Below are 15,604 nucleotides of genomic sequence, written 5' to 3' on the forward strand. Positions count from 1 at the left end.
CGGACGGGCTCGTCATCAATCAGCCGGACTCACGCCGCGGCCACGGACCGCAGGTGTCCCCGCGAAACCGGCACGCATTCCGGCGGATCCGCGTCGCGGTGGATGGGGCCCGGGCGGTCGCGCAGCATGCCGCCGCGCCGGCCGTCCAGCGCCGCGCGCATCTCCGCGATGATGGAAAGCGCCACCTCCGCCGGCGAGTTGGCCCCGATGTCCAGCCCGATGGGCGAATGCAGCCGCGCAAGATCCGCCCGCCCGCCGTCCAGCCCCAGTTCCGCCAGCATCCGTTGCGACCGTTCGCGCGGGCCCATGACCCCGATGTAGCGGGCCGGCGAGGCGAGCAGCACATCGAACACCGCCCGGTCGTGCGCATAGTCGTGCGACATCACCAGCGCCATCGTCGCGGGGGTGATGCGGACATGCGCCTGCACCTCGTCCGGGCGCGCGAGCGTCACCCGGTCCGCGGCGGCGAAGCGGGTGTGGCTGATCGGACGCGCATGCGTGTCCACCACTTCCGTGATCCAGCCCAGCCCGCGCGCCAGTTCCACCACCGGCAGCACATCCTGTCCCGCGCCGAAGACGATGAGCGGAACCGGCGGCGCCAGCGTCTCGATCAGCACGCGCACCGTCCCGCCCTCCACATCGATCGATCGCGCAACGGCGGTGATCCCGTCTGCCGCCAGCGCGCGCGCCTCGCGCTCCACGACGGACGCCGTCGCGCCATCCATCCCCTCGATCCGTACGCCCCCGTCCCGCCCGATCACCAGCCGCGCGCCCGGCGAAATCCGCGCGTCGACCGAGGAAAACGGCGACGGCACGTGATCGAACACGGTCGCCACGATCACGCCGTCCGCGTCGTCCGCCGCCTCGCGCGAACCACGCAGCGCATCCAGGTGCAGCGACCCGGCGGCAAGCGGCTCGATCAGCACGCGGACCACGCCGCCGCAGCCGAGGCCCAGCCCCCACGCCACCTCCTCCGACGTGGACGCGGTGTCGTACTCCACCACTTTCGCCGCGCCGCCGCGTATGACGGAGAGCGCGTGCTCCACCACGTCGCCCTCCAGGCACCCCGCGCTGATGGTGCCGGAGGTCGCCCCCGCGGCGGACACCAGCATGCGCGCGCCGGGGCGGCGGTACGCGGAGCCATCCACGTCCACCACCGTCGCCACCGCGCACGGCTCCCCGCATGCGGCCGCCGCGTCCCACGCATCGAGCAATGCCTGTACTTCGTTCATGGCTCCCCGCGGTTCCAGTATCCGCCTACAGCAGCTTGTCGGGCGTAATGGGCAGCTCGCGGATGCGCTTTCCCGTGGCGTGGAAGACCGCGTTGGCGATCGCCGCCGGAATGCCCACCATCCCCAGCTCGCCCATCCCCTTTACCCCCAGCGGGTTGACGATTGTGTCGTCTTCTTCCACGAAGAGCGTTTCGATCATGTGCACGTCCGCGTTCACCGGAACGTGGTAGTGCTGCAGGTTGGGGTTCATGATGCGCCCGTAGCGATGGTCGATCTCCGTCGCTTCCTGCAGCGCCATCCCGATTCCCCACACCACGCCGCCGATCTCCTGGCTGTGCGACGCCTTGGGATTGATGATCTTGCCGCACGCCGTGACCTCGATGGCGCGGGTGACGCGCACCGTGCCCAGGTCCGGGTCCACCTTGACCTCCACGAACTGCGCGCCGTGCGCCAGCAGCGCGTACTTGTCGCGCTCGGGCGACGGCTTGGATTCGTACGTCTCCGTGATCTCCGCCAGGTCGTTGCGCCGCATCACCTCCGCGATGGACACGGAGCGCGACGGATCGGCCTTGAGGCGCAGCCGTCCCTCCAGCATCTCCACGTCCGCCGCCGCCGCGCCCCGCAGCGGAGAGGACGTGTCGCGGTTGGCCAGCGCCAGCAGCCGCCCGGTGACGGCCAGCGCCGCGCCGTACACCGCGGAGCCCACGCTGGACGTGGTCCACGATCCGCCCTGCGACGGCGCCTGCGGAAAGCGCGTGTCGCCCAGTTCAAACTCCACCTGCTCCAGGTTCAGCCCCAGGTACTCCGCGGCGATCATGGTCATCACCGTGTACGTGCCCGGGCCGATGTCGCTGGTGCCGCTGGCCACGTGCGCCGTGCCGTCCGCGCGAAAGGTGATGCGCGCCGTCGCCGGCATCTGCATGGCGCCCCACACGCCGGTCGCCATTCCCCACCCCACCAGCAGCCGCCCGTCGCGCATGGAGCGCGGCTCCGGGTTGCGGTCCTTCCACCCGAACTTCTCCGCGCCCAGCCGGTAGCACTCGCGCAGCGCCTTGCTGCTGAACGGCTTGCCGCTTTCCGGGTCCGTCTCGGCGTAGTTGGCCAGCCGCAGCGCCAGTGGGTCCATCCGCAGCGCGTACGAAAGCTCGTCCATGGCCGACTCCAGCGCGAACATCCCGCTCACCGCGCCGGGCGCGCGCATCCACGTGGGCGTGGGCAGGTCCGTCTGGGTAACGCGCAGCGGCGCGCTCAGGTTGGGGCACGCGTACACCTGCCGCGTAAAGCCGGTGGTGTCGTCTGAAAACTCCTCGAAGCTGCTGGTGTTGTGCACCGCCTCGTGGATCATGGCCGACAGCCGGCCCGCGCGGTCCGCGCCGAGCGCGATGCGCTGCACCGTGTGCGGGCGGTAGCCGTGCGCGGTGTACATCTGCCGCCGCGTGAGCACCACCTTTACCGGCCGCCGGATCTCGCGCGCCGCCATGGCCGTGAGCGCGGGATGGTAGTGGGGGCGCAGCGACGAGCCGAACGCGCCGCCCACGAAGGGCGACACCACGCTCACGTTCGCCTCGGGGATGCCGAAGCCGGAGGCCAGGTGGGTGCGCACCGTGAACACCGTCTGCGTCTTGTCGAAGACGGTCAGCCGGTCGCCCTGCCACACCGCGATGGACGCGTGCGGCTCCATGGGATTGTGGTGCTCGATGGGGATGTGGTACTCCGCCACGACCTTGACCTCCGCGTCGCGCAGCGCCGTGTCCGGGTCGCCGCGCGGCGTCTGCGGCCGCCCCTGCGACGGAGGACGCGCGCGCCCCTGCGCCGTTTCCGTGTCGGTGTGGTGCGGCTCCTCGCGATAGGTGACGCGCACCAGCCGCGCGGCGTGCCGCGCCTGCTCGTACGTTTCCGCCACGACCAGCGCCACCGGCTGCGCGTTGAAGAAGATCTGGTCCGACTGCAGCGCCCGGAACGACTTGTCGCGCTCGCGGCGGGCCGTGGGCGGCGCTTCTTCCGTGGACTGCTTGGGCCCCAGCCGCGGCGCGTTCAGGTGCGTGAGCACGCGCAGCACGCCGGGCGACGCCTCCGCCTCGCGCGTGTCCATCGCCGTGATCGTCCCTTTGGCGATGGTGCCCAGGACGATGAAGCCGTACGCCAGATCGGGCACCTGGAACTCCGCGGCGTACTTCGCCTTTCCCGTCACCTTGGCCACGCCGTCCACGCGGCTGGTTTCCTTGCCGATAATCCTGGTCATCCGATTGTCTCCGAGGGGTTTATCGACCGGTCAAGCCAGCCGGGCCGCGCGCATCAGCGCACGTACGACGGCCCGCTTCGCCAACTCCACCTTGTAGCCGTTGTGCTCCAGCGGCCGCGCATCCGCCAGCGCCGCCTCCGCCGCGCGCGTGAAGCTGGCCTCCGTGGCCGGCGCGCCGGCGAGCACCGCCTCGGCCTCCTCGCTGCGCCACGGCTTGTGCGCCACGCTGCCCATCACCACGCGGGAGTCGCGGATGGTTCCGCCCTCCATCTCCAGCCCCGCCGCCACCGCCACCAGCGCGAACGCGTACGATGCGCGGTCGCGGACCTTGAGGTAGTGCGAGTTGCGCGCGAACGGCGACGGCGGCAGGTCGATGGAAACGATCAGTTCGCCATGAGCCAGCGTGCTGTCGCGGTGCGGCGCGTCTTCCGGCAGGCGGTGGAACTGCTGGATGGGGATCGTCCGCTCCGCCCCGTCGCCCCCGCGCACGCGGACCACGGCGTCCAGCGCGTACAGGGCGTTGGCCATGTCGCCGGGATAGGTGGCCACGCACTGCTCGCTCCACCCCAGGATGGCGTGCATGCGGTTGAGGCCGCGCAGCGCGCTGCACCCCGTTCCCGGCTCGCGCTTGTTGCACGGCGTGGCGGGATCGTAGAAGTACATGCACCGCGTGCGCTGCAGCAGGTTGCCGCCGTTGGTGGCCATGTTGCGCAGCTGCGCCGAGGCGCCCGCGACAATGGCCTGCGTGAGCAGCGGGTAGTTCTGGCGGATGAGCGGATGGTTGGCGGTGTCCGCGTTCTTCGCCAGCGCGCCCAGGGAGACGCCGCCGCCCGCCGCGCGGATCTCCGCCAGTTGCGGCAGACGCGTGAGGTCCACGAGTTCGTCGGGACGCTCCACGTCCTCCTTCATCAGGTCCAGCAGGTTGGTGCCGCCGGCCAGGAACTTGGCGCGGGGATTGGCGGCCACCGCGCTGGCGGCGGCGCGCGGGTCGTCCGCGCGGACGTACTTAAACGGTCTCATCGGCGATTTCCCGTCTCACCATGGCCAGCCTGGTTTCGTCCACGATCGCCCAGGTGTGCTGCGTCTCACGGCCGGAATGCACTTCCTGGATCGCGGCCACGATCTTGGGATAGGCGCCGCAGCGGCAGATGTTGCCGCTCATCCGCTCGCGGATTTCGTCGTCGCTCAGGCGGGTGGTGCTGGCGGACACGTCTTCCGTCACGTGGCTCACGTCGCCGCGGCGCGCCTCGTCCAGCAGGGCCACGGCGGAGCAGATCTGCCCCGGCGTGCAGTATCCGCACTGGAATCCGTCGTACTTGATGAAGGCGGCCTGCATGGGGTGCAGTTCATCGCCCTCCGCCAGCCCTTCGATGGTCCTGATCTGCTTTCCCTCCACGCTGGCGGCCAGCGTCAGGCACGAGAGCACGCGCTTTCCGTCCACGATGACTGTGCAGGCGCCGCACTGGCCCTGGTCGCACCCCTTCTTGGTGCCGGTGAGCTGCAGCCGCTCGCGCAGGGCGTCCAGCAGCACGACGCGCGAGTCGATCTCCAGCGGCTTGGCTTCGCCGTTGATGTTCAGCAGGACGCGGACGATGTTCTCCATCGCCTGCCCCGCGTACACGGCGCCGGGCGAGGGGGCCAGCGAGGCGAACGCTTTTTCCACTTCCAGCAGGTCCGTGGCGAACAGCCCCAGGCCGCCCGCGATGGCGTGCCCCACGAAGGCGCGGCGGGAGATGCCGGCTTCTTCCAGCCAGGGCATCTGGTCCAGCAGCGCCTCCTCGTCGGGCGTCAGCCCGGATGCCGCGTTCTCGTCCATCTCGTGGTTCATTGCGGATCTCCTGTTCGCCTCTGGGCGTCGCGGGGTGCGCGCCTCGCCCTGCCATCAAACCGCGCTGCTCTCGCCAATCTCGCGTACAGACGTACGATCCGGCCAGCCCCGCGGCCCGGCCGCTCCGTCCCGCGGCGTGGATGGAGGGCGCACTCCGCCGCTTCCGGGAAGGCATTCTAACCGCGAGCGTTCCGCGGGAGAACGTGCGCGCCGGTTTACACCCTGATGCGCTCTGGTTCACAATCGGCGGTTCGCAATAAGGTGGACAGGGACCGAGATCGCCGGGATACGGATCGTGCGGGTCGGCGGCGGATCGGCCCCGGCGGTTGAAACCGCGCCTCGAAAAACACGAAGTCCGCCTTCGCGGACTCGGCCGCGATTCCGTCCGTTCCAAACGTCTTCACGAGCGCCCGGACGCGGAGAGGCCCCGGAGCCAGAGGGTTCCGGGGCCTCTTTCGTCATCCCGCGCGGCGCGGGGTTACCGCCTGCGCGTGCCAGGCGCCGCCGCCGGAGGTGCCGGGCGCGCGGGGGCCGCGGGCTGGCGAGGGGCGTACTCCGCGGGCGCGGCGGGGCGCGAGCCGCCCGCCCGGTTGAAGCGGGGCGACGCCATCATCGAAGGCTTCTCGCCCGCCATTCCCAGCAGAAAGCTGAAGTCCGCGCTCTTGACCGAGTCGTCGGCCGTGGTGGCGAACGAGTGGCAGCCGATGCACGACGAGTTGTCGGGGATGTAGCTTTCCAGCGTGGTGTTGCCCAGGATGGCCGGCGCGCTGCTGGTGTCGGATTTGGGGAAGCCCGGGACGATGGCCTGCCACTGGCTCCCGATCAGCCGGTAGTTGCGCCACACGCTGTTCCCCATCTGCCCGCGCCAGTACGTGTTCATGGAGTCCGTGGGCACGTACAGCGCCTGCGTCCGCCCCAGCTGCGACCCGAACCGCCCTCCCCACGCGTACCGCGATCCGTAGGGCGCCGTCTTGTTCCAGATGAACGAACTGTCCTGCAGGAACTGGTTGCCGCGCAGCTGCGTGTTGAGCTTGCAGGTGGTGTCGCACGCGGGGTTGTAGAACGAGTACCGCACCTTGGGATCGGCGGTGCAGTTCTTTTCGCCCAGGCACTCGGGCGCGTTGTCCACGTGCTCGAACGTGCTCCACACCCACGCGGGAAAGCGCCCGGTCTTGTGGATGATGTGGATGCCCACGAGCCCCACGGTAGCGTTGATGCAGAACGGGGTGCCGGTCGGGCTGTTCTCCGCGGGGACGTGGATCACCGCTTCGCGATGATAGTAGCGCGTGGTGTCGTCGCCGGACTGCGGCTGCAGGATGCGCCAAGCCGCCTTGACCTCCATGGCCCCCACTGAGCCGCCCGTCATTCCCGACGCGTACGAGCCGGCGGGGAAGTTGATGGTATCGATGGCCTGCTGCCCCGCCACCGTCACCAGGCTGCTGTCGCGGATGTATCCCGCCTCATCCGGACTCACCTTCTTTTCGAACAGGGCAAAGTTCAGGTTGCGGTCCAGCAGCGGACCGCCCACGGCTTCGTCAAAGGTGGCGTGCGGATTCACCACCTGGCCGTTCTTGGCCATCTGCAGCAGCAGCTTTCTTCCGCCGCCGGCGCGCAGCTGCGGCAGGCACGGACCGGCCGCGCCGTCACCCCAGAACAGCACCGCGGCGTCGGTCCAGCCTTCCCACACGCGCGGCGCGGCGGGGTTGTCGGCAAAGGTGCCGGGGAGCGGATTGCCGCTTCCGTCCGCGGGCCAGTTGAGCGCCACGAACGACTGCCACGAGAACGCGTCAAAGTGCGTCTGGGTCTTGGGATCCAGCCCGTGATAGTCCCCGCCCAGCGTGACCATCACTTCGTGCGGGATGGTGGCGCACAACTGGTTGGGCGTGGAGGGATCGGCGCACAGCGTGTCCGGCAGCAACGGGGAGGGCGCGGCGGCCAGCGTGCCCTCCGCCGGGCGCGCGTTGCCCGCGTTGTCGCATGCGGGCAGGGTGAGAAGGAACGGCGTGAGCACCGCAACCACGGCGTGCGTGCGTCGCATCGGGCAACTCCTGCGGAGACGATGAGAAAGGTGCGGAGATGGGGAGAGCCGGCGGCGGGACGGGGGAGGCAGAGTTGCCGGCCAGACGCATAATATCCATCACATACCGTCGTGTAAAGAGTACCGATCGATTCCGCTCCCGGGACCAGCAACCCCGCCCCGGCACAGGCCGGAGCAGGGTTCCGCACATCCACCATCGTCGTTGCCGCCGCGTTGAACCGCGCCGGCGCCCCGCGCCTACCCCGAAACGGTAGCGAAGTCGTATTCCTTGTAGAAGTAGGTGATGTAGACGGGGCCTTCCCTGGTTTCGCTCTGCGTGCAGCTCACGAGTTCGCGGAACACGCCCGGCGACGTCTGCGTGATGGCCCCGTAATGTGCCACGCAGTGCGACCAGCATGCGTGCGCCTGGTCAACCGTCACCGCGGTAAGCACGACTGCGCCGGCGACGCTGGTCCAGAGCCGCCGGCCGGCGGGAAGCATAGAAGTGATCATGAAGAGAATGATGTTGATGGGGGATCGTGTGATGTACCCGCACGAAGTTCAGCGCGGCGGTGCCGGCTGCCCGAACCGCACCGTCATGCGCACGGTGTACGGCACCGCCTGCCCGTCGCGGATTGCGGGCGTGAAGCGCGACGCCAGCAGGGCCTGCTGCGCGGCTGGGGCGAACGCCATGTCGTAATCGTTCGGCAGTTCTTCCTCCACCGTCCTGCCCGTGCGGGGGTCCGTGACCTGCGCGACCGCCCGGATGCGCGACCCGGCTGGCAGCGGCGGCGGCGAAACCGGCAGCGCCTCGCGCACGATCCCCGTTTCATCCACCCGCACGTCCAGCAGCACCGCCCCCACGCGCCCCGCATCGCGCAGAGTCCGCGGGTAGTGCTGGTCCAGCAGCTCGGTCAGCTGGCCGGGATCGCGGGGCCGGGGGATCTGCGTGAGGCCGGTCGCGCGCTGCAGAGCCCGCGATGCGGGGACCGAAACTCTCTTTCCGGTAATCGCGACCGGCTCTCTGCCGCCTGCTCCCGAGCGCCCGTCACACGCGGCTACCGCTCCCGCGACCATGAATGCGGAGGCCACCTGCATGATTCCACGATTCATAGACTCTTCCAGAAGGGTACAAAAGGAACTATGGGAAAATTGTAAACGTCATAAACTAGGATGACAAGACCGATCTTTTTCTACGAAGCACGTGGTCCGCGAGCGGATAGAGTGCTTGCGCGCCGACGGCGGGCGGGGAACGCGGTTCGTGCTCAGCCAACGCGCTCAGGATGAACTGCAGTGCCCGCGACACGAAAGCTCCCCCGCGGCTCGCCCCGCGGCCGCGCGGTTTGCCAGGAGACGGCCGGGCAGCCATCGGCCACAGAGTTCGCGGACTCCCATGAACAGAAACCCCGCCCCGGCGCGGGCCGGGGCGGGGTTTCTGCCGGTCATGGCCGGCGCGTCATCCCGCGAGTGCGGCGGTGACGCGGCTCCAGGACGGGGCTAGGGTGCGTCCGAATCCGTCGCGCCGCGGACCGCCGAGCCGCCGCCGCCGCCATTGTTGGGGTCCGGCCGGACGCGGATCAGGATGGTGTTGCTCTGCCCTCCCGCCGACGCGGTAAGGCGCACCTCACCGTACTTGAGCGCCCGGAAGGTGGCGCGGCCCGTGTAGCTCCCCACGGGGGTCACGGTGAACTCGATGATCCCCGGCACGTCGGTGCTCCAGGTGAGCACGGCGGAGGGCACGGCCAGGCCGCGCGTGTCCAGGGCGGTCGCCCTGGCGTAGCCGGACTGGCCCGGCTCCAGGCCGGTGTTGCCGACGCTGAACCCGATGGAGGCCACCACGCCGTCGCCGCCCAGACTGGCCGTGGCGGTAAACGCGGTGGATACCTGCCCGGACGAGGCCGTAAGCGTCTGCACGCCCGGCGTGGTTCCCAGCGTCCACCCGGCGCCGGCCGTGCCCGTGGCGTCGGTGACCGTGGTGGAATAGGAGATGGTTCCCGCCGACGGCGTCCAGGTGATGGGCGCGTTGGGCACCGGGTTTCCTTCCCCGTCCACCGCCATCACCCGGATCCCTTCCCGCAGTCCGCAGCCCGGGCACTCCGCCTGGCCGTCGCCCAGCACCTTTACCAGCGCCGACACCCGGCTGTCGGGGAGGGCGGTGGCGTTGAACGTGACTTCCTGCGCGCCCGCCACGGTGGCCGCCGCCGTCGCCGGCCCGCTCGCCGGCCCCATGGTCCAGCGCGCGTACGCCTGTCCCGTCCCGTCGGTGGTGATGGTGGCGGGGGAGATGGAGCCGCCGCCGGTCCGCACGCTCCAGGTTACCTGCACGCCGGACAGCGGCGTTCCACCCCCGTTGGTCGCCCGAACCACCAGCTGCGCGGCAAGCTGCATTCCCACCCGGGCGCCCTGTCCGTCGCCCGAGACGCGGACCAGCGTCACCGGCTCGCCGGTGGTGGGGATGGCCGTGGCCACGAAGGCGATTGGCAGCACCCCCTCCGCACTGGCCGACACGGACTGGCTGCCGCCCGCCGTCCCCAGGGTCCACCGTGCCTTGACGGTGCCATCCGCGGCGGAAAAGGCGGAGTCGCTCGCGATGCGGCCTCCGCCTTCCACCGTCCAGCGGACCTTGACGCCGGCCATGGCTCCGGTGCGGCCGGACATCACCTTCACCACCAGCGGCTGGCCCAGGAGTGCGCCCGCCGTTCCCGTCTGTGCGTCTCCCGCCACGCGGACCAGCTTGATGTCCGTGCGTGTCACTCCGATTCGCGGAAAGGCGAAAAAGGACGAGAACGCCTCGCCGTGAGAGACGGTGAGCGAGCTGGATTCCGGCGCGTCGCCCAGGGTCCAGGCCGCGCGGGCAAATCCGTTCGCGTCGGTCGTGGCGTCGCCGGCCAGCCTGCCGCCGCCCGTGAGCGACCAGCGCACGCGTGCACCGGCCACGGGGAGCCCCGCGCGGGTGACGCGGACGACCACGGGCTCGGCCAGCGGCGCGCCGGGTTCGCCGAGCTGGGCGTTTCCGCTCACGATGGAGAGAACGTCGCCAGCCGCGTCGCCGGGCGTGGTTTCCTCGGTCGCGGGCACGGGCGAGGACACGTCGCCGCAGGCGGCGGACAGCAGCAGAACCGGGAACACGATCCTGCCGAAGATCGTAGCCTTCATGCGTACCTGTGGGACTGAGGGGGTCTGGACGCGCGGGAGCGGCGCCCCGCGGGGCAAGTCACGAGCCGCCGAAACGACGGTTTCGCAGGCGGAACAGGCCGCCGGGACGGACACGAGGGCACCATCGGCGCGCCCATGTTCGCCCACCCGCCGCGTGGCGATTCCCGGTCCCGCGCCCCGTTCGCTGGCGCCGCACGATGGACGCGGCGCGAGGACGGGACGAACGCACCGGCACCGTGCCCCGGAGCGAGCAGAGGAGCGGCGAAAACGGGAACGCGTGCGGCCGGGGGCGGACCGCGCTCCGGGCCCCGGGGGTGATCGAACTTGTCGGGTTGTGGATGACGAGCGGAGCTGAATCGTTACGAAACCCCGCTCCGGCGCACGGGCGGGGTTTCGGTGGATGACGATCAGCGGAACGGAAAGCGACGCCGTCCAGCGTGTTTCCGCGGCCGTGTGGAAGCGGAGGATCGCGCGGCCGTCAGCTGGATTCCATGTTCAGCCAGACGCGCGACAAGTCGCCGCGGCGCAGATCGTCCGCGTGGGCCAGCACGTGCAGGTAGCCCGCGTCGCCGATCAGCAGGTTGACGGCGTTGTCGGAATCCAGTTCCAGCAGGTTGGTCCAGTTCGCGGCGCCCGCCATGTCCAGCGTGCGGCGCTTGTCGTACGCGAACCGCCACTCCGGGTTCACCTCGCGCACCACGTACGCGTCCTGGCGCGGGTCGTGGCCGATGCCGGACACGTGCCCCAGCAGCTTGCCCGCGCTCCCGCCCGAGAGCTCGCTCCCCATGTCGCTCAACCCGTCCTCGTCGTCCTCCATCCCGATCGCGGCGGCAAGGGCGTAGAACGCGTCCGTGGCCCAGCGGGGGATGTCCGCGCCGGGTTCCAGCCGCAGGCGGTGCGGCACCAGGCCATCGTACCAGTCGGTGACGAACTGCGCGTCGGCCGCGGGCTGGCGGGCGCGCACGGGCTCGTCGCCGGTGTAGAGGATGAGCTGGTCCGCGTCATCCTCGTTCTCGTCCGCGAACAGGTACAGCATGCCGCGCCGGGGAAACGGGTTTTCCGCGAACGCCGGAATGTCCGCCAGGTTGATCTGCAGCAGAAAGCTGCGCAGCCGTCCCAGCAACGGATCGGCCGGCCACGCGATGGAGTCCGGCAGGTCGGGGATGCCGCCGATGCGGCTCTCTCCCGGGGTGCCCTGCCCCGCCTCGCCCAGCCGCAGGTAGACCGCTGGCGTCGCCGCCGCCAGGATGGCGTCGCGGTGTTCGTCCAGCCCGTACTTGCGGATCAATTGGTCCAGCCGTCCCGTCTCCATCCACCCTCCCGATCCCGGTTTGCGCGCACGTCGAAGTCTGCCCCGCCCCCGCGCGCCCGGGGCCCGGCCCTGCACCCACGCCGTGGCGTGGTCGCCGGGCAGGACGGCGGGACGCGTGATGGAGGTGCGCGCATGAGAGCGAAACCGGGGCCATCTCGTCCAGCCGCCCATCCTCGTGGAACCGTGGGATGAGGCCGCCGCGCGGCGTCACTGGTACGAGCGCGCCTGCATCGAGTAAAGCTCGGCGTACAGCCCGTCTCCGCGCATGAGTTCGTGGTGGGCGCCAAGCTGCGAAACGCGGCCGTCCTCGATCACCAGGATCAGGTCCGCCGAGCGCACGGTGCTGAAGCGGTGCGAAACCAGCACGGTCACCGCGCCGCGTGCCGAGCCGGAGCGGGCCTCCCGGGCGTAGCGCTCAAAGAGGGCATGCTCCGCCATCGCGTCCAGGCTGGCCGTCGGTTCGTCGAAGAAGACGACCAGCGGGTCCTCGCGCATGAGGGCGCGCCCCAGCGCCAGACGCTGCCACTGCCCGGTGGAGAGATCCACGCCCGCCTCCCACCGCGCGCCCAGCTGCGTGTCCAGCCCCGCGGGGAGCGCGCGCAGCACGTCTTCGGCGCCCGCGCGCTCCAGCGCGGCCTGCACCGCCGCGGAATCGTCCACCCGCGGCAGGTGCCCCGCCCCCACCGTCTGCCGCGCGGGAAGCTCGAACCGGGCGAAGTCCTGAAACGCCGCGGACAGGCGCTTGCGCCACCCATCCAGCTCGATCTCCGCCAGATCGGTCCCATCCACCAGAATGCGTCCCTCCGTGGGCTCGTACATCCGGCTGAGCAGCTTGACCACCGTCGTTTTTCCCGCCCCGTTCTCGCCGACCAGCGCGATCACGGAGCCCGCGGGGATGCAAAAGGAAACGTCGCGCAGGGCCCAGCGGTCCGTGCCGGGATAGCGGAACGAGACCCGGTCGAAGACGATGCCGTCCGCCAGCCGCTCCGGCGGGGCGCGCGTCCCGGCCAGTGCCTGCCGCGCGGCGCGCGCGTAATCCTGCAGCCACACCAGCCGCCCCGCCGCGCGCAGCGTCTCGCCCAGGCTGCCCACCCTGCGCACCGGCTCCACCACGCTCGACATCATCTGCTGGCCCAGGTACAGCGCCATGACCACCTCGCCCGCCGTCGCCTGGCCGCGGCCCGCGCGCCACAGCATGAGCGCCATCGCACCGCCGAACCCGGCGAGGAAGAGGACGTCGCAGGCCAGGTCCAGCAGCGCCGCCCGCCCGCGCACCGCCAGCACGAACCCGCGCGCCTCCGTCGCGCTCCGCCGGAAGCGGGCAAGCAGCTCCCGCTCCAGGCCAAAGACGCGCAGCTCCATCCCGGCCGCGCGGTCCACCGTGAGCGCCTGCAGGTGGCGGGCGCGCCGCCCCGCCGGCCCGGAGCGCTCTTCCGCGTCGCGCAGCCAGCGCTGCTGCGCCGCGGCCGACGGAATGGCCGGGAGGGCAAAGGGAACCAGCAGCAGCAGCCACGGGCTCACCAGAGCCAGCGCCACCAGCGTCCCCACGCCCGTGACCACGGTGTTGGCCGTGTAGATCAGCGTGTTCAGCGAGGTGCCCAGCACTCCCTGCTGCTGGCGCAGAAGCTCCAGCCGGTCCTGGTAGTCCGGCCGCTCGTGATGCTCCAGCCCGGGGAGCTCCGCGCTCAGCGTGGCGATCTCGCGGTCCAGAACGAAGCCCACCTCCTCCGCCAGGCGGTTGCGGATCCAGCCGCCCGTCCACGATCCCAGGAACCACAGCACCCGGGTGGCCACGATCCCCCCCGCGCCCAGGGCCAGCAGCCGCGTGTCCTGCCGCACGGCGCCGTCCGTCAGCAGCTTGAGGAACCAGGCGAAGAGGGGAATGCGCAGCTGCCCGAGCGGCTCCAGCAGCAGTCCCGCGGTCCGCCACGGGTCCGTGCGCCAGGCGGCCCCCACCAGCAGGGCCACGGCGCGCCCATGCTCACGCATCCGCCATCTCCTCCCCCGCCCGGGCGAAGCGGTCCGCCTGCAGGGCGTACATGCGCGCGTACAGGCCGCCCGCCGCCATCAGCCCCGTGTGCGTGCCATCCTCCACCACGCGCCCGCCGTCGATGACCACGATGCGGTCCGCGTGGCGCACGCTGGAAAGCCGGTGCGAAACCAGGATCGTCGTCACGCCGCGGGTCAATTCCATGAAGCGCTCGAACAGCTCCGTCTCCGCGCGCACGTCCAGCGCCGCCGTCGGTTCATCCAGAATGAGCAGCCCCGCGCCGCCGCGCACGGCGGTGAGCGCGCGCGCCAGGGCGATGCGCTGCCACTGCCCCCCGGACAGGTCCGCGCCTCCCTCGAACTCGCGGGAAAGCACCGTGTCCCACCCCCGCGGCAGCCGCGCGGGAAGCCTGCCTCCGCCCGCGTCGCGCAGCGCCCCCTCCAGCAGGGAAGAATCCGACAGGGACGGCAGGTGCCCGAACCCCACGTTCTCGCGCAGGGGGAGCGGGTAGCGGATGAAGTCCTGAAAGATGGCGCCGATGCGCCCGCGCCCGTCGCGCGGCGCGGCGCCCCCGTCCAGCGTCACCCGCCCCGCGTCGGGCTCGTACAGCCCGCACAGCAGCTTGACCAAGGTGCTCTTCCCCGCCCCGTTCTCCCCCACGATGGCCAGCGACTGCCCCGCGGGAATGTCGAGCGTGAGCCCGTCCAGCGTGGGACGCGCGCGCCCCCGGTAGGTGAAGCGGACGTTCTCCAGCCGCACCGCCACCTGGCCCCGCGGCTTCGCCTCCGTCCGCTCCGGCGGCGGAACCGCGGCGGGGACCCGCGCGCGCAGTGCCTCCACGTGCCCCGCCACCCCCAGCGACTGGGCCAGATACCACTGCCAGTCGTCCAGCATCCCCAGATCGCTGGTGGCGATGACCGCCTGCACGAACACCAGCAGCGCCGCCATGGGCACCTCGCCGGAGGCCGCGGCGCGGACCAGCGCCGCCAGCACCGCGGCGTGGGCCACGGCCAGCGCCAGCGCGGTGGCGGCCGTGAGCCCCCGGCTGGCCCGGCGGCTTTGCCAGAGCAGGGACAGCGCCTCCATCCAGGCATCGCCGTAGCGGCCCACCACCCACCCGCCCAGGCCGAAGAGGCGCACCTCCTTGGCGGCCGGCGAATCCACGGCCAGCGAGCGGAGGTACTCCGCCCGCCGCAGCCGCACGGCGCCGTCCCCCAGGTCGAAGCTGATTCCGTTCTCCGTCACCCGCAGGTACAGCCGGTTGGTCAGGTGCCACGCCCCCAGCAGAAGCAGCGGCGCCCACCAGCGGAACCCCAGCAGCACGGCGAACGCGCCCGCACCGCGCAGCCGCGTAGTGACAACGCTCGCCAGCGAGGTGGCCGCCAGGCGCAGCACCCGCCGCCGCTCGGCATCCTGCACCGCCTGCAGGTGGTCGCCCACGGCGGGGTCCTCCAGCGGCGCGAGCCCCGGAGCGCCCAGCATCACCTCGGCGACCTCATGGTGCACCTCCAGCGAGAACGCCGCGTCCAGCACCCGCGACAGGTGCCCCAGCGCCGCGCCGCACGCCGAGATGCCCACGAGGCAGGCCAGCAGCGCCGCCAGCGCGCGTACGGCGGGCTCTGCCTGGGAGGAACCTCCGCCGTACTCCACCACGGCGGGGATTGCACGCGCCAGCGCCCCGGCCGCAAGGATGGCGGCGGTGGGAAGCAGCCCCGTCAGCAGCGCCAGCACGCCGAAGGCCGCCACGCGCATGCGCCCCGCGCGCGCCAGCAGGCCCAGGAACGCACGCCAGCGCGCCGTTCCGGTGAGCCGCGCGCCGCTCACCCA

Annotated in this window: 11 protein-coding genes; all 11 read right to left on the bottom strand. The window is 71.3% G+C overall.

Going from position 1 to position 15,604, the window contains the following annotated elements; translation table 11 throughout:
• Positions 1 to 29 precede the first annotated feature (29 nt).
• Positions 30 to 1,232, bottom strand: a complete 1,203-nt coding sequence (locus HNQ61_RS14790) for an XdhC family protein (protein WP_170036747.1) — start codon at positions 1,230 to 1,232, stop codon at positions 30 to 32.
• Between the two features lie 25 nt (positions 1,233 to 1,257).
• Positions 1,258 to 3,474: a xanthine dehydrogenase family protein molybdopterin-binding subunit gene (locus tag HNQ61_RS14795; protein WP_170036745.1), complete on the bottom strand. Its 2,217-nt coding sequence runs from the start codon at positions 3,472 to 3,474 to the stop codon at positions 1,258 to 1,260.
• Between the two features lie 30 nt (positions 3,475 to 3,504).
• Positions 3,505 to 4,494, bottom strand: coding sequence for an FAD binding domain-containing protein (locus HNQ61_RS14800; protein ID WP_170036743.1), 990 nt, complete (start codon positions 4,492 to 4,494; stop codon positions 3,505 to 3,507).
• Positions 4,481 to 5,302, bottom strand: coding sequence for a 2Fe-2S iron-sulfur cluster-binding protein (locus tag HNQ61_RS14805; protein WP_170036741.1), 822 nt, complete (start codon positions 5,300 to 5,302; stop codon positions 4,481 to 4,483). The genes HNQ61_RS14800 and HNQ61_RS14805 overlap by 14 nt, the downstream gene beginning before the upstream one ends.
• Before the next feature lie 478 nt (positions 5,303 to 5,780).
• Positions 5,781 to 7,340 carry a hypothetical protein gene (locus tag HNQ61_RS14810; protein ID WP_170036012.1) on the bottom strand — a complete coding sequence of 520 codons (1,560 nt, stop codon included), beginning with the start codon at positions 7,338 to 7,340 and terminating at the stop codon, positions 5,781 to 5,783.
• A 237-nt stretch (positions 7,341 to 7,577) separates the two neighbouring features.
• Positions 7,578 to 7,832: a hypothetical protein gene (locus HNQ61_RS14815; protein ID WP_170036739.1), complete on the bottom strand. Its 255-nt coding sequence runs from the start codon at positions 7,830 to 7,832 to the stop codon at positions 7,578 to 7,580.
• Positions 7,833 to 7,880: 48 nt separating this feature from the next.
• Positions 7,881 to 8,432, bottom strand: coding sequence for a hypothetical protein (locus HNQ61_RS14820; protein ID WP_170036737.1), 552 nt, complete (start codon positions 8,430 to 8,432; stop codon positions 7,881 to 7,883).
• Positions 8,433 to 8,816: 384 nt separating this feature from the next.
• A complete protein-coding gene (locus HNQ61_RS14825; protein ID WP_170036735.1) occupies positions 8,817 to 10,475 on the bottom strand; it encodes an Ig-like domain-containing protein in 1,659 nt (552 codons plus the stop codon).
• Positions 10,476 to 10,953: 478 nt separating this feature from the next.
• Positions 10,954 to 11,787, bottom strand: a complete 834-nt coding sequence (locus HNQ61_RS14830; protein ID WP_170036733.1) for a YwqG family protein — start codon at positions 11,785 to 11,787, stop codon at positions 10,954 to 10,956.
• 207 nt (positions 11,788 to 11,994) lie between these two features.
• Positions 11,995 to 13,776, bottom strand: a complete 1,782-nt coding sequence (locus tag HNQ61_RS14835) for an ABC transporter ATP-binding protein (protein WP_170036731.1) — start codon at positions 13,774 to 13,776, stop codon at positions 11,995 to 11,997.
• On the bottom strand, positions 13,769 to 15,601 hold the full coding sequence (locus tag HNQ61_RS29585; protein ID WP_205761864.1) for an ATP-binding cassette domain-containing protein: 1,833 nt from the start codon (positions 15,599 to 15,601) through the stop codon (positions 13,769 to 13,771). The genes HNQ61_RS14835 and HNQ61_RS29585 overlap by 8 nt, the downstream gene beginning before the upstream one ends.
• Positions 15,602 to 15,604 lie beyond the last annotated feature (3 nt).

The organism is Longimicrobium terrae, from assembly GCF_014202995.1.
GTDB lineage: Bacteria > Gemmatimonadota > Gemmatimonadetes > Longimicrobiales > Longimicrobiaceae > Longimicrobium > Longimicrobium terrae.

What these genes read in the sequence shown, in the direction of transcription:
- HNQ61_RS14790 (WP_170036747.1), bottom strand. Translation starts at nt 1,232, where the DNA reads ATGAACGAAGTACAGGCATTGCTCGATGCGTGGGACGCGGCGGCCGCA.
- HNQ61_RS14795 (WP_170036745.1), bottom strand. Translation starts at nt 3,474, where the DNA reads ATGACCAGGATTATCGGCAAGGAAACCAGCCGCGTGGACGGCGTGGCC.
- HNQ61_RS14800 (WP_170036743.1), bottom strand. Translation starts at nt 4,494, where the DNA reads ATGAGACCGTTTAAGTACGTCCGCGCGGACGACCCGCGCGCCGCCGCC.
- HNQ61_RS14805 (WP_170036741.1), bottom strand. Translation starts at nt 5,302, where the DNA reads ATGAACCACGAGATGGACGAGAACGCGGCATCCGGGCTGACGCCCGAC.
- HNQ61_RS14810 (WP_170036012.1), bottom strand. Translation starts at nt 7,340, where the DNA reads ATGCGACGCACGCACGCCGTGGTTGCGGTGCTCACGCCGTTCCTTCTC.
- HNQ61_RS14815 (WP_170036739.1), bottom strand. Translation starts at nt 7,832, where the DNA reads ATGATCACTTCTATGCTTCCCGCCGGCCGGCGGCTCTGGACCAGCGTC.
- HNQ61_RS14820 (WP_170036737.1), bottom strand. Translation starts at nt 8,432, where the DNA reads ATGAATCGTGGAATCATGCAGGTGGCCTCCGCATTCATGGTCGCGGGA.
- HNQ61_RS14825 (WP_170036735.1), bottom strand. Translation starts at nt 10,475, where the DNA reads ATGAAGGCTACGATCTTCGGCAGGATCGTGTTCCCGGTTCTGCTGCTG.
- HNQ61_RS14830 (WP_170036733.1), bottom strand. Translation starts at nt 11,787, where the DNA reads ATGGAGACGGGACGGCTGGACCAATTGATCCGCAAGTACGGGCTGGAC.
- HNQ61_RS14835 (WP_170036731.1), bottom strand. Translation starts at nt 13,776, where the DNA reads ATGCGTGAGCATGGGCGCGCCGTGGCCCTGCTGGTGGGGGCCGCCTGG.